Here is a 14,617-nt window from a genome sequence, read left to right as displayed (position 1 = left end):
CTTTGAAGCAGAAAAAAATTCCTCTTAGAAAATGCACAGGATGCCAGGAAATGAAAAATAAAAAAGAACTTGTGCGTATAGTAAGAAATGACGAAGGGGAATTCTCCCTGGATTTAACAGGAAAGAAGCCGGGAAGAGGGGCGTATGTATGCCGTTCGGTTGAATGTCTTGACAAAGCTCAGAAATCTAAGGGTTTTGAAAGAAGCTTTAAATCGCCGGTGCCTAAAGAAGTTTATGAAAAAATAAGGGAAGAGCTTGCTGAAAATGAATAGGACATTGTCGATTTTAGGATTATGTATGCGCGCCGGCAAATTGTCGGCGGGTGAAACGGCTGCTGAAAATGCTGTTAAAAGCGGTAAGGCAAGTCTTGTTATCGTATCTGAAGACGCGTCTGACAACACAAAAAAGAAGTTTAAAAATTCGGCTGATTACTACAAAGTGCGGATTGTATATTTTGGGAAAAAAGCGGAAATTGGAAATGCTGTCGGAAAAGCCGAAAGGTCGGTAGTGGCAGTTTGCGATTCAGGGTTCGCAAATAAAATATTAACCCTTTTAGAGATATAGGATTGGAAATGCATTATTGGAGGTGGAGCCTTTGTCAAAAGTCAGAATACATGAATTAGCGAAAGAATTGAACGTCAGCTCTAAAACTATTATAGAAAAGCTTAAAGAATACGGAATAGAAGCTTCAAGCCATATGAGCGCCGTTGACGAAACGACGGTTTCAAAATTAAAAGAATTTTATAAGCCGGAGACTAAAGCGGAAGCGCCGGTTCAACAGCCGCCAAAAGAGTTTAAGGAAAACAAAAACGAACATCCGAAAGCAGTTTCCGAAAAAAGGGAAAAAAACAATAACCAAAATAGCGGCCAGTTTAAAAATAAACCAAACCAAAAAAATTACGGCCAAAAACCTCAGCAAAGCGGAAAACAGCCGTTTAGCCATTCAAACGAAAACAAAAGCCAGAATGTTCATGGCAATTCCGATAATAACAGGAATCAGCAAAATACAAGGCCTCAAAACGGTCACGGCGGCGGGCAGAACGGGAACAGGACGCAAAATAACAGACCGCAGAACCAGAATAATAAAAACCAGCAGCAAAACGGCAAAAACAATAAAAATATAAAACAGCAGAGTAAAAAGCCGGAAAATCAGAAACCTGCCGTTCAGCCAAAAACGGCGGAACCGGTTGAAGACGAACTTAAAATCAGGGAAATACCGGCGAGCCTGACAGTTAAGGAACTTGCGGAAACACTTGGCAAAAGTTCAAGCGAACTTGTAAAAAGCCTTATGAAAAAAGGAAAAATGCTTACGCTTAACCACACGCTTACATTTGATGAAGCGTCAGAGATAGCAGAAGAATTTAATATAATACTTGAACTTGAAGAAGAAAAGGACATTCTTGAAGAAACATTCAGGGAAGAACCGGACAAAGAGGAAGATCTTATTGAAAGACCGCCTGTTGTTGTAGTTATGGGGCATGTTGACCACGGTAAAACTTCTCTTCTTGATTCAATAAGGCACAGCCGCGTAACCGCTGGCGAAGCGGGAGGTATTACTCAGCATATAGGAGCTTATACAGTTGAAATTGACGGAAATCCCATAACTTTCCTCGACACGCCGGGACATGAAGCATTTACGGCTATGCGTATGCGCGGAGCGCAGGTAACGGATATTGCCATACTTGTCGTTGCGGCTGACGACGGAGTTATGCCGCAGACTGTTGAAGCGATTAACCATGCGAAGGCGGCCGGCGTTGAAATAATTGTTGCGGTAAATAAAATCGACAAAGTAGGAGCTAACCCTGACAGAGTTAAGCAGGAGCTTGTTGAATACGGAATATTAACGGAAGACTGGGGCGGCGATACTATTTGCGTGCCTGTGTCGGCTATAAATAAAGTCGGCATTGATACGCTGCTTGAGATGATTATACTTGTTGCCGAAATGAAAGAACTTAAAGCAAATCCGAAAAAGAAAGCCCGCGGCACAATTATAGAAGCGCAGCTTGACAAAGGCCGCGGACCTGTCGCGACAGTTCTTGTACAGGACGGAACCCTTAATATAGGGGATCCTATTGTGGCAGGCTGTGCTTACGGAAAAATAAGGGCTATGATGGACGATAAAGGCAAACGTGTTAAAAAGGCGGGTCCTTCAACTCCCGTGGAAATATTAGGACTCTCGGAAGTGCCTTCAGCAGGCGACAGTTTTTATGTTGCCGAAAATGAAAAACAGGCGCGTCAGGTTGCCGAAACGATTGTGGCTAAAAACAGGACCGAAATGATTAAAGACACTCCGCAGAAAGTGTCCCTTGACGATTTGTTCACGCAGATTCAAAGCGGAAATATGAAAGAACTTAAGATTGTTGTAAAAGCCGACGTTCAAGGTTCCGTTGAAGCCGTGAAACAGAGCCTTGAAAAGCTTTCAAATGAAGAGGTAAGGGTAAGTATAATACATGGCGGAGTTGGAACAATAACCGAGTCTGACGTTATGCTTGCAAGCGCGTCAAACGCTATTATAATCGGATTTAACGTAAGGCCGGAACCGGCGGCTAAAGTGTTTGCAGATACTGAAAAAGTTGACGTGCGTCTTTACAGGGTAATTTACAATGCCATCGAGGACATAATGAGCGCTATGAAAGGCATGCTCGACCCTGTATATGAAGAAAAGATTATCGGACATGCGGAAGTGCGGCAGCTGTTTAAAGCGTCAGGCGTTGGCACTATTGCGGGAAGTTATGTAACAGACGGAAAGTTCCAGAGGGGATGCAAAGTTAGGATATTCCGCGATAAGGAAATGATACATGACGGTGAGCTTGAGAGCCTTAAACGCTTTAAAGACGATGTTAAAGAAGTTAACACCAATTACGAATGCGGGCTTGTAATCAAAAAGTTTAATGACCTTAAAGAAGGCGATACAGTCGAGGCTTATATCATGGTTGAAGTGCCAAGGTAATTTAAACTGAAAAGTGGTGAAAAGATGAAAACAAATACCAGGATGATCCGAATAAATGATGAAATACAGCGTGAACTTGCAAATATTATAAGAAGCGAAGTTAAAGATCCCCGTATAGGAAGCTTAACGAGCGTTATAAGGGTTGAAACAACAAGCGACCTTAAATACTGTAAGGTTTATGTTTCGGTTTTGGGAAATGAAGAAGAAAAGGCCAGCGTTATGAAGGGGCTTAAAAATGCAGGCGGATTTATGCGCCATCTCCTTGCCGAAAGGGTTAATTTGAGGAATACGCCCGAACTTATTTTTAAATTGGACGATTCGGTTGAATATTCGGTAAGAATGAACCAATTAATAAACGAAATTTCCAAAAACAGCGGTTCCGGAGATGAGGGCAATGAATAATACTTTTGAAGAAATAAGAAGCCTTATAAATTCCAGCGGTTCTATCGCCATATCGGGGCATACAAGCCCCGACGGCGATGCTGTAGGCGCATGCGCCGCCCTGGGTATGAGTTTAAAAGAAATGGGAAAAGAAATAAAAATAATACTTGAACCATATTCTGAAACTTTTTCTGTAATACCTACAGGCGGGCTTGTTTCCAATGACGTTGATGACGGGTATTTGCCGGAACTTTATATTTCGCTTGACTGCGGCGACAAAGAACGGCTGGGAAAAAATAAAGCCGTATTTGAAAAAGCAGGGCATACGATAAATATTGACCATCATAAAAGCAATACATTTTTCGGGGAATTAAATTATGTTGAGGAAAATTCTTCGAGTACATGTGAAATAGTGTTCAGACTTATAAACGGATACTATCCTGTTAATGCGGATATTGCGGCAGCAATTTACACCGGACTTGTGTTTGATACGGGCGGGTTCAGGCATACTTCAACGGGAGCTTCAACGCTTAAAGCGGCCGGCGAGCTGTTGGAGTATGATTTTGACTTTAATAAAATTTATAATTCGATCTTTTTCAGCCGCAGGTTCGAAGAAGCAAAAATAATGGGTACGGCGCTTACGAACTTAAAGCTTTATTACGGAGGGGCTGTTGCGGCGTCGTATGCAACCGGTGAAGAAATGAAGGCATGCGGGGCTGTGAGCGACGACGTTTCTGAAATATCCGGCTACTTGAAAGGAATTATAAACACCGAAGTTTCAGTTTTTGTATATGAAAAGGAACACGGGGTTTTTAAAGCAAGCATGAGAAGTGAAAACGGCGTTGACGTATCAAAAATAGCGGTAATGTTTGGCGGCGGCGGCCATGCAAAAGCAGCCGGGTGCACAGTATGCGGAAAAGAAATTGACGTTGTTTTAAAAAATATTTTGGATAAAATAGGCGAAGAACTTTAGGAGAGATAGCCTTGGATGGTATAATTAACGTATATAAGGAAAAGGGATTTACATCTCATGATGTTGTTGCCGTTGTAAGGAAAATTGTAAACCAGAAAAAGGTGGGCCATACAGGAACTCTTGATCCGGAGGCGGAAGGCGTGTTGCCCATATGCTTGGGAAAAGCCACAAAGCTTGCGGACTATATCATGGCTGAAAGCAAAACATATTCTGCTGAAGTTATTTTCGGCGCAACTACGACAACTCAGGACCATACAGGGGAGATTGTTGAAAACAGGCCGTTTGAGTTCGACAAAGAGAAAATAAAACAGGCCGTTTCAAAATTTAAAGGCGAAATACTTCAGGTACCGCCGATGTACTCCGCTATAAAGGTAAACGGCAAAAAACTTTATGAAATTGCAAGGGCAGGCGGTAAAGTTGAACGCAAGGCAAGGAAAATATATATAAATAATATTCAAATTGATGAATTTATACCGCCTGACATGATAAAAATAACCGTTGAGTGTTCCAAGGGTACATATATAAGGACCCTTTGTCATGATATTGGGGAAGAGCTTGGATGGGGAGCCTACATGTCCGGGCTTTTAAGGAGCAGGAGCGGCGGGTTTACACTGGATACGGCCGTAAAACTCGAAAAGCTGAAAGAGCTGTGCGGCAACGGAAGAATTTCAGAGGTTATTCTTCCAATGGAAGAGGCTTTGAAAGGATATAAAAAAATATCAGTTACGAAAAAGGCAGACAAATTCATACATAACGGCTGTAAAATTTATGAATACTTTTTTGACCGAACAGACGGGAAAGTTGAAATCGGCGATATTGTTGCCGCTTATGACAGTGAAAACAATTTGGTAGGGCTTTTTACGGCTGTTTTTGACGATGAGAAAAATATGGTTTGCATAAAACCTTTGAAAATATTATAATTAATAAAGTTTTACTGACACAGTAAATGTGCGAAAGGGACGCAGTATGGAACATATAACAAACCACAATATAGATCAATGCGCTGAAACGGCAGTTACTCTCGGCAATTTTGACGGACTTCATCAGGGACACCGAAAGCTTATTGAAACAACCATGCGGATTGCAGAAGAGGGAAATTTAAAATCAGTTGTATTTTCATTTTATCCTCATCCAATGTTTGTTTTTTCAAACAGGAAACATAATGCCCTTATTATGTCTCCGGATGAAAAAAGGATGTCTGTTGAAGAAATGGGAGTTGATTTATATATTGAATATCCTTTTGACAATAGTTTTGCCGCTTTAAGCCCTGAAGAGTTTGCCGTTGACATAATATTTAAAAAACTTAAATGCAAAGCCCTTATTGTCGGTGAAAATTATAAGTTCGGAGCACATCAGAAAGGCGACGGCGCGCTTTTAGACAGGCTTGGCGCCGAATACGGCGTTAAAATTATTCATGTGCCGTCGGTTATGTACGAAGATGAAAGGGTAAGCAGTACAAGGGTAAGGGAAGCCCTTATTAATAAGGATATAGAGCTGGCAAACAGGCTTCTGACCGTACCGTATTTTATTTACGGCGAAGTTGTGAAGGGCAAACAGCTTGGAAGAACGATCGGTTTTCCTACAATAAACATTATAGCCGACAAGGATAAGCTTTTTCCGCCCAACGGCGTATACGCTACAAAAAGCTGCTATAACGGGAAATTCTATTACGGAGTTACTAATATAGGTATAAATCCGACGGTAAACGGCGATAAAAAAATAGTTGAAACATATCTTTTTGATTTTAAAAAAGTTATTTATGGGGAATATATCAAAACATATGTGTTTGACTTTATACGAGCGGAACAAAAGTTTCCGGGAGTTGACGAACTACAGAAACAGCTTGAGAACGATGCAAAAAGCGCTGAAAAATATTTTTTGACGGAAAAATACGAGTTTTGGAAAAATAAGTATTAATTTTATCTGTATAGTCCTTGAAAATATTTAAATTATATGGTAAAATGAACAAGTTTGAAACCGCCGCTCAGTGCTGTGAAGCTCCAACCTGCACTTAGCATGCGGGGTTATATTATTTAATTTTCAGGAGGAATTTATTATGGCAATCAACAAACAGGAAATTATCGCAAAATACGGCAGGACACCTAATGACACAGGTTCGCCGGAGGTTCAGATCGCTCTTTTAACTGCAAGGATTTCTCTCCTTACAGAGCACCTTAAAATGCATAAAAAAGACCACCACTCAAGAAGAGGGCTTTTAATGCTTGTAGGCCAGAGAAGAGAGCTTCTTAACTATCTTAAAGACAGGGATATTACTAAATACCGTGAACTTATCAGCGAGTTAGGTTTAAGGAAGTAATTAATACTGATGATAATAGAGAGGGTTTATATCCTCTCTATTGTTGTATTAAAATTTAAGTTGTTGATATGGGGCACTATAGGTTTCCAGCTTTTTTTATAACGATGTTGTGGGGAAAGCTGAGGATCTATGGTGTCGTCGTACGGAAGAAACATTTATATTAAAAGGAGAATTTGTATGTTTAGAACTTATTCAACCAAATTTGCGGGACGTGATTTATCAGTTGAAATAGGCAGAGTTGCAGAGCTTGCCAACGGAGCGGCTATTGTACGCTATGGCGATACGGTTGTGCTTGTTACGGCAACCGCATCGGATAAACCGAGGGCTGGGATTGATTTTTTCCCTTTAAGCATTGATTACGAAGAAAGGCTATATTCTGTCGGCAAAATTCCCGGCGGGTTTATCAAAAGGGAAGGAAGGCCAAGCGAAAAAGCAATACTTACATCAAGGTGCATTGACAGGCCGATAAGGCCGCTTTTTCCTAAGGATTACAGAAATGATGTAGCTATTATCGCTACGGTTATGTCTGTTGATCAAGACTGTCAGCCCGAAATTGCGGCAATGCTTGGCGCTTCTATTGCATTGTCAATTTCTGATATTCCTTTTACGGATCCGGTTGCATCATGTAATATAGGGCTTATTGACGGGGAGCTTATTGTAAACCCCGATTCGGCGCAAAGGGAAATATCGGATCTTGCTTTAACGGTTGTATCTAAAAAAGACAAAGTTATGATGATTGAAGCAGGCGCTAATATTGTGCCTAACGATATGATGATGAAGGCTATACGCCTTGCCCACGACGTGAATGTGGAAATGGTTAAATTTATTGATACAATAGTTGAAAAAGAGGGAAAAGAAAAGCAGCAGTATGAAGAATACGTTATTAATAATGAGGCGTATGAGCTTATTAAATCATATATTACGGACGCCCGCATGGAAGAGGCTGTTTTTACAGATAAAAAACAGGAACGCGATTTAAAAATTACGGCTGTAACAGAAGAAGTTATAGAAAAATTTACGGAAAAGCTTGTTGAAATTGTGGGCGAAGAAGCTGATATTGAAACGCTTGTTAACGATATAATATATAAGTTTGAAAAGGAAACGGTAAGGCGTATGATTTTGCGGGATCACAAACGTCCTGACGGCCGAGGCATTGAAGAAATCCGTCCGCTTTCGGCAGAAGTAGATATACTTCCGAGGACTCATGGATCGGCGCTTTTCTCAAGGGGGCAAACTCAGGCCCTTACAGTAACGACTCTCGGCGCAATGGCTGAGATACAGCGTCTTGACGGCCTTGATACGTCGGAAGTTACAAAAAGGTATATGCATCATTATAATTTCCCGGGTTTTTCCGTTGGCGAAGCAAAAACGTCAAGAGGGCCGGGAAGGCGTGAGATTGGGCATGGGGCATTGGGAGAAAGGGCTCTTGTTCCTGTTATTCCAAGTGAGGACGAGTTCCCTTATGCAATAAGGCTTGTTTCCGATATATTAAGTTCCAACGGCTCTACGAGTCAGGCAAGTATTTGCGGTTCGACGCTTTCCCTTATGGCGGCCGGAGTACCTATCAAAGCTCCTGTTGCCGGCATATCGGTTGGCCTTGTTACAGGTGAGGACGACGATGACTTTATTATGATGACAGATATACAGGGGTTAGAAGACTTCTTTGGCGATATGGACTTTAAGGTTGCCGGAACTCATGAAGGCATTACGGCAATACAGATGGATATGAAAATAAAGGGGCTTACATTTAAGATGATAGAGCAGGCGCTTGATCAGACTAAGCGTGCGAGGGACTATATTATCGACGAGGTTCTTTTAAAATGTATTGCCGAACCTAGGGAGCACCTTTCAAAATATGCGCCTAAAATTGTTAACCTTACTATAGACGTTGACAAAATAGGAGAGCTTGTCGGCCCGAGAGGAAAAACTATTAAAAAGATAATTGAAGAAACAGGCTGCTCTATTGATACGGAAGACGACGGAAGGGTATTTGTTAAAGGCGACGACGAAGAGATGATGAAGCTTGCCGTAGACAAAATTAAGGCCATAACTATGGATCCGGAGCCCGGAACAATATACGCCGGAAAGGTAACAAGGATAATGGAGTTCGGCGCATTTGTTGAAATCGCTCCCGGAAAGGAAGGGCTTGTCCATATTTCAAAAATTTCAAAAGAGAGGGTTAACAAAGTAGAGGACGTCCTCAAAGAAGGGGATAACGTCAATGTTAAGCTGCTTGAAATAGACAGGCAGGGAAGGCTTAACCTTTCCATTAAAGATGCGATAGAAAAAAATTAATATAAAATGATAAAAATATAGCGTTCATATATTTTGAACGCTGTATTTTTTTAGGCGGAAGTGTTAAATATAATCATGGAGGTGCTTTATGGTTACTGTTAAAAAGCTTTCAAACGGTTTGAGGGTTGTAATGGAAGAGATACCGTATGTAAGGAGTATTTCTCTAGGAATTTGGGTTAAAAACGGTTCGGTAAACGAAAGCAGGGAATTAAACGGAATTTCGCATTTTATTGAACATATGATGTTTAAAGGCACGGCGAAAAGGAACGCCAGGGATATAGCGGAGGAAATGGACGCAGTAGGCGGGCAGATCAATGCATACACAACAAAGGAGTATACATGCTATCATACAAGGATGCTTGATAAACATTTTGACATAGCTTTTGACATATTAAGCGATATGTTTTTGAATTCAAAATTCAGCGATGAAGATATTTTGAAAGAAAGAAACGTGATTATTGAAGAAATAAACATGTATGAAGACGAACCGGAAGATATGGTGCATGAGGCGCTTCAATCCGAAGTTTGGAAAGGCAGCAGCCTTGGGATGCCGATACTTGGGGAAGTTGCCACAATATCTAAATTTAACCATGAAATTATATACAGATATTATAAAGAAAATTATAGGGCGGATAATACGGTTATTTCAATAGCCGGAAATTTTAAAGAAAAAGAAATGCTTGAAAAGTTTGAAGCGGTATTTTCAAAATGGAACAGTGGAAAACGCAGAAACAAGGAAGAAAAAGATGTTGATTATACGTCTGCTATTACTGTTAAGAAGAAAGAAAATGAACAGCTTAACGCAATAATTGCTTTTCCGTGCATTAAAAGGGATGATCCAAAAAAATATGCGTATACAGTTTTTAACACTATTTTCGGCGGAGGAATGAGCAGTATACTTTTTCAAAAAATACGCGAGGAACATGGATTAACATATTCAATTTACAGCTATACGTCGCAGTACAGCAAAGCCGGCTTATTTTCGATTTATGCGGCAATGAGCCCCGGACAGATGGAGAAAGTATTCAGTTTGATTTTTGACGAAATAAGGAATCTGAGAGAAGAGGGAATTTCACAAAAGGTTCTTGACAAAACAAAAGAACAAATAATCAGTAATTTTATTATAGGCAGTGAGAGCACTGTTAACAGGATGACTTCAAACGGAGGAGGAATACTCCTTAAAGATAATATTTTGACGATAGAAGAAGTAATTGAAAAGATTGAAGCCGTTACTTTAAATGATATGAGAAATATAATATCAGAATTGTTTGACTATTCTAAGATGAGCATTTCGGCTGTAGGAAGGATAGAGAAGGCTGATATAGAAAAAATAGTTAATTCAATTTAACATAAAACTAATAAATATTTTGCCTTTGGAAATGATAATATAACGAAGATTTCTTAAGGAGGAATATTATATGAAGAATATGGATTGGCTCTGCCTTACGTTTATTATTATCGGCGCTCTTAACTGGGGGCTTGTGGGATTTTTTAATTTTGATCTTGTATCAGCTGTTTTTAATGGAAATATGCAGTTTGTTGCAAGGATTATTTTTGCTGTTGTCGGTCTTTCAGGGTTGTATTGTTTAAGCTTATACAGCAGAATGGACTATCACGATACCAAATTCCATTTTAGCAACGGGAAAAAATAAATATTAAAATAAATATACGCGTCCGATTTGATTATAAATAAGATTAAGTAAAATCAGACGCGTATATTTTTACGGTACTTTTTCATCCATCCCTTTTAAAACAACGTGCATTGTTGTGCCTTCGTCAACCCGGCTCTCAACGCTTATACAGCCGTTATGTTGTATAGCTATGTGTTTTACAATGGCAAGGCCGAGGCCGGTGCCTCCGGTTTCTTTGCTGCGGCTTTTATCTACCCTGAAAAACCTTTCAAATATTCTGTCCTGATATTCTTTAGGGATGCCTATTCCGTTATCTTTTATATCTATATATGCTTTTCCGTCTTTAGAAGATACTTTGATTTTGATGTATCCGCCTATTTTGTTATATCTTATTGCGTTATCACATAGATTATATATAAGTTCGCTTAACATTAATTTGCTTCCGTTTATAACAGCGCCATTTCCGCATAGAAAAAGTTTTATTTTTGACTTTTCAGCGTTCAAAGCCAGCATTTCAATTGTATGTTCTGCAAGTTTATACAGATCTACAGGTTCGCAGTTGTCACATCTGTTTGGTTCGTCAAGCTCGCTTAATTTAAGTATATCGCCTATAAGGACGATAAGCCTGTGCGCTTCTGTATGAATTTTTCCTGCGAACACTTTTATATCCGAATCTTTTACCATGCCATTTTCAATCATTTCGGCATAGCCGGATATACTTGTAAGCGGAGTTTTAAGTTCATGGGAAACATTAGCCGTAAATTCCTGGCGCATTTTGGAGCTTTCATCTTTTTTTGTGTGATATTCTTTAATAGCCAGAGCAAACGGTTCAAGTTCCTTGTAGGGTATATCCTTATCGATATCATCAATGTTTTCCGCCATAGCTTCTATAGGAGCTACAAGTTTTTTTGTAAGCATCTGGCTTAGGCATACGCTTATAAATAATATTAAAATACCTATAACGATTACCATTGGCATTGTGTTGTTGTAATCCGCGTACATTGTGGCAACATTTGTTGCGGTGCGAAGTATGTTTCCGTCAGGAAGAAGCTCGGCATAGTAATATGTATTATATCCCATTGTGTCGGAATGTCTCATGGCTTCCCCGGAACCGGTTTCCATTGCGGCAATGATTTCTTCTCTTAAACTGTGATTTTCCATTGTGGATTCATCGCCGTCACTGTCAAAAAGAACGTCGCCGTTTTTCCCTATTAAAGTTATGCGTATGCCGTTATCCGAATATGCTTCAAGATCGCTGTAATCATCTATGCCGTTATATATAGTTGACAATGTAACGGCCATTTGCCTTATATCAGTTTTAATTTGCCTATCGAACGCTTTGTGGAATATTGTTATTGTCATAGACGCCGTAAGTATCATGGAAATTATTCCTATAAAAAGCATTCGGGCGTTAATTTTTTCTTCCAAAAAATCACCTTAATTATCTTCTTTTATTACATCGATTTTATAGCCGACATTTCTGACTGTTTTTATGTATGCCCCGCTTAGGCCGAGTTTTTGACGCAATGTTTTTATATGCATATCTACGGTACGGCTTTCGCCTTCAAAATCTGTGCCCCAGACATTGTCCATAATTTTATCGCGGCTTAAAACAATGCCGCTGTTTGATATTAGATACTTCAAAAGTTCATATTCTTTATATGTCAGTTCACATACTTTTCCGTCGGCGGTAACTTCGCGTTTTCTGTCGTCAAGGACAATTTCTTCAAACGTATATAAAACTTCGCTCTCAATATCAAAACGGCGAAGTACTGCTTTGACGCGGCTTATAAATTCCATTATGCCGAAAGGCTTGTTAATATAGTCGTCGGCGCCGCTGTCAAGGGCTTTTACGGCGTCTATTTCGCTTGTTTTTGCCGTTACCATTATAACTGGGAGCTTTTTGGTTTTGTCATTTTGTCTTAGCTTTTTTAATATTGTGAGGCCGTCGCTGCCGGGGAGCATTATATCTAACACAACAAGGTTTGGAAGAGTTGTTTTACATTCTTCAAAAAAACTTTCGCCGTCAGAAAATCCCATTGTCTGAAATCCGCTGTTTTTAAGCGCGTATTCTTCCATTTCGCGTATGTTAATATCGTCCTCTACAATATAAATCATTGTAATACCTCCTTAATTAAGGGCATATTTTTCCCTGTAAGTTTCATACATAGCTTCAAAGGCTTTATTGTTCGATTCTTTGAGTTCATGCAGGTACTCATGAGTTGAAAAACTGTTTTTGGCAATTTCAATTATGCAGACTGCTATATTTGAACAGTGATCCGCAACCCTTTCATAGTTTGTAATAAGATCGGAGAAAACGAAGCCTACTTCAGTTGTACATTCGCCTTTTTTGAGCCTACGGATATGGTTTGTTTTGAGGGTGGCTTTAAGCATGTCGATAACCTGTTCAAGCGGTTCGACTTTTGATGCAAGGGCAATGTCGTTTTTTATAAACGAGTCTATTGCAAGATCGAGAACTTCCTTTACAGCGTTTGCAATAACGTTTAATTCAGCAAGGGCTTCCGGGCTGAATTCAATTTCTTTTTCGTGAATTTCGTCAGCAGTCTGTTTGATATTAAGCGCATGGTCGCCTATACGTTCAAAATCGCCTATGCAGTGAAGCAGCTTTGAAGTTTCATTGCTGTCATCTTCGCTTATGTCAAGGCGGCTCAGTTTAACCATGTATGTTCCGAGCTTATCTTCATATATATCGATTTTATCCTCCTTTTCAACAACATCGCGGGCTTTGTGGCTGTCAAATTTTTCAGTAAGCCCTATAGCTTCATAGAGGGCGTCTTTAGCCAACGTTGCCATTTTAATGGCAACTTCACGGCTTTGAAAAACAGCTACTGAAGGGGTAACAAGAAACCTGTCGTCAAGCGTTTGGAATTCTTCGTCTTCTTTGCTGTCTTTTACGGTCAAAACGGCAAGTTTTTCAAGCCATTTTGAAAAAGGAAGCATTACCATAGTTGCAAGTACGTTGAATGTTGTGTGTATTACCGCTATGCCTGCCGCATTAAGCGAAGAATTTATAAATTCAAAGCCTATTATAGCATTCAGAAGGTAAAAAACCAAAAGGAATAATGTGGAACCAATTAAATTGAAGTACAAATGAACCATAGAGGCTCTTTTTGCATTTTTGCTTGCGCCGATGGCAGAAATTAATGCCGTTACACATGTTCCTATATTTTGGCCCATTATAATAGGTATGGCTGATCCATAGGTAAGAGACCCTGTTTGCGAAAGAGCCTGAAGTATGCCGACCGAAGCGGACGAACTTTGTATAATTGCCGTTAAAACGGCTCCGGCAAGGACTCCGAAAATTGGATTTGAAAATAAAAGCAAAATATTTGCGAATTCCGGTATGTCGGCTAAAGGCTTAACAGCCGCCGTCATAGTGTCCATGCCAGTCATTAATACGGTAAAACCAAGAAAAATAGTGCCTAAATTTTTCTTTTTTGCGTCTTTGGAAAACATATAAAATCCTACGCCGATTGCCGCAAGTATCGGCGAAAAGCTTGAAGGCTTCAACAGCGAGATAAACACATTGTTGCTTTCGATAGCGGTTAAACTTAAAAGCCATGACGTAACGGTTGTGCCGATATTGGCGCCCATTATTACGCCTATGGCCTGTCCGAGTTCCATAAGGCCGGAATTTACAAATCCTACTACCATAACGGTTGTCGCGGATGAGCTTTGTATAACGGCGGTAACCCCTATACCTAAAATAAGCCCTTTAAAAGGGTTTGAAGTTAATTTTTCCAATATTTTTTTCAGTTTGCCGCCGGCTTGTTTTTCAAGGGCTCCTCCCATAATGTTCATGCCGAACAGGAAAAGCGCCAGCCCGCCTATCAGGCTTAATACATTAAAAATTGACATAGTATTCCTCCCAAAATATTTCTTTTTACAATAATTCCCGTATTTATAGTATCGGCCAAAGGTAAAATCCATATACAACAGTATGTAAAATTTATGTAAAATCCATATGTAGAAAACTTGTATTTTAAAGCTTAAATAAATTTATTATATATTTTTGACATGTTGGAAAATATATAAATGTAATTTTTGCA

General features: G+C 39.7%; 14 protein-coding genes. 11 read left to right on the top strand and 3 right to left on the bottom strand.

What is annotated here, in order from left to right; all coding sequences use genetic code 11:
- The first annotated feature begins 2 nt into the window (after positions 1-2).
- The 11 genes from NE664_06375 (at position 3) to NE664_06325 (ending at position 10,568) form a co-directional block, all read left to right on the top strand.
- Positions 3-272 (top strand): YlxR family protein, encoded by a 270-nt coding sequence (locus tag NE664_06375; GenBank protein ID MCQ4726289.1) that lies wholly within the window; start codon positions 3-5, stop codon positions 270-272.
- Positions 265-564, top strand: coding sequence for a ribosomal L7Ae/L30e/S12e/Gadd45 family protein (locus NE664_06370; protein ID MCQ4726288.1), 300 nt, complete (start codon positions 265-267; stop codon positions 562-564). Before NE664_06375 ends, NE664_06370 begins: the two co-directional genes overlap by 8 nt.
- 31 nt (positions 565-595) lie before the next feature.
- Positions 596-2,950 (top strand): translation initiation factor IF-2, encoded by a 2,355-nt coding sequence (gene infB, locus NE664_06365; protein ID MCQ4726287.1) that lies wholly within the window; start codon positions 596-598, stop codon positions 2,948-2,950.
- Between the two features lie 24 nt (positions 2,951-2,974).
- A complete protein-coding gene (gene rbfA / locus NE664_06360; GenBank protein MCQ4726286.1) occupies positions 2,975-3,352 on the top strand; it encodes a 30S ribosome-binding factor RbfA in 378 nt (125 codons plus the stop codon).
- Positions 3,345-4,304 carry a bifunctional oligoribonuclease/PAP phosphatase NrnA gene (locus NE664_06355; protein MCQ4726285.1) on the top strand — a complete coding sequence of 320 codons (960 nt, stop codon included), beginning with the start codon at positions 3,345-3,347 and terminating at the stop codon, positions 4,302-4,304. Before rbfA ends, NE664_06355 begins: the two co-directional genes overlap by 8 nt.
- 11 nt (positions 4,305-4,315) lie before the next feature.
- Positions 4,316-5,224, top strand: coding sequence for a tRNA pseudouridine(55) synthase TruB (gene truB / locus NE664_06350; GenBank protein ID MCQ4726284.1), 909 nt, complete (start codon positions 4,316-4,318; stop codon positions 5,222-5,224).
- Positions 5,225-5,270: 46 nt separating this feature from the next.
- On the top strand, positions 5,271-6,221 hold the full coding sequence (locus NE664_06345; protein MCQ4726283.1) for a bifunctional riboflavin kinase/FAD synthetase: 951 nt from the start codon (positions 5,271-5,273) through the stop codon (positions 6,219-6,221).
- A gap of 139 nt (positions 6,222-6,360) precedes the next feature.
- On the top strand, positions 6,361-6,621 hold the full coding sequence (gene rpsO, locus NE664_06340; protein MCQ4726282.1) for a 30S ribosomal protein S15: 261 nt from the start codon (positions 6,361-6,363) through the stop codon (positions 6,619-6,621).
- A 177-nt stretch (positions 6,622-6,798) separates the two neighbouring features.
- Positions 6,799-8,916: a polyribonucleotide nucleotidyltransferase gene (locus tag NE664_06335; protein MCQ4726281.1), complete on the top strand. Its 2,118-nt coding sequence runs from the start codon at positions 6,799-6,801 to the stop codon at positions 8,914-8,916.
- Between the two features lie 88 nt (positions 8,917-9,004).
- Positions 9,005-10,264, top strand: a complete 1,260-nt coding sequence (locus NE664_06330; GenBank protein ID MCQ4726280.1) for an insulinase family protein — start codon at positions 9,005-9,007, stop codon at positions 10,262-10,264.
- 70 nt (positions 10,265-10,334) lie between these two features.
- Positions 10,335-10,568 (top strand): DUF378 domain-containing protein, encoded by a 234-nt coding sequence (locus tag NE664_06325; GenBank protein MCQ4726279.1) that lies wholly within the window; start codon positions 10,335-10,337, stop codon positions 10,566-10,568.
- A 69-nt stretch (positions 10,569-10,637) separates the two neighbouring features.
- Here NE664_06325 and NE664_06320 read toward each other — a convergent pair whose 3' ends face one another.
- Genes NE664_06320 through NE664_06310 form a run of 3 tightly spaced genes read right to left on the bottom strand, consistent with a single transcriptional unit; the run spans position 10,638 to position 14,426 of the window.
- Positions 10,638-11,975: an ATP-binding protein gene (locus tag NE664_06320; GenBank protein ID MCQ4726278.1), complete on the bottom strand. Its 1,338-nt coding sequence runs from the start codon at positions 11,973-11,975 to the stop codon at positions 10,638-10,640.
- A 9-nt stretch (positions 11,976-11,984) separates the two neighbouring features.
- On the bottom strand, positions 11,985-12,671 hold the full coding sequence (locus NE664_06315; GenBank protein ID MCQ4726277.1) for a response regulator transcription factor: 687 nt from the start codon (positions 12,669-12,671) through the stop codon (positions 11,985-11,987).
- Between the two features lie 6 nt (positions 12,672-12,677).
- A complete protein-coding gene (locus NE664_06310; protein ID MCQ4726276.1) occupies positions 12,678-14,426 on the bottom strand; it encodes a Na/Pi cotransporter family protein in 1,749 nt (582 codons plus the stop codon).
- Positions 14,427-14,617 lie beyond the last annotated feature (191 nt).

The organism is Anaerotignum faecicola, assembly GCA_024460105.1.
GTDB lineage: Bacteria > Bacillota > Clostridia > Lachnospirales > Anaerotignaceae > JANFXS01.
Note: the sequence above shows the minus strand (reverse complement) of the source record. Positions and strands in the feature narration are given on the sequence as shown.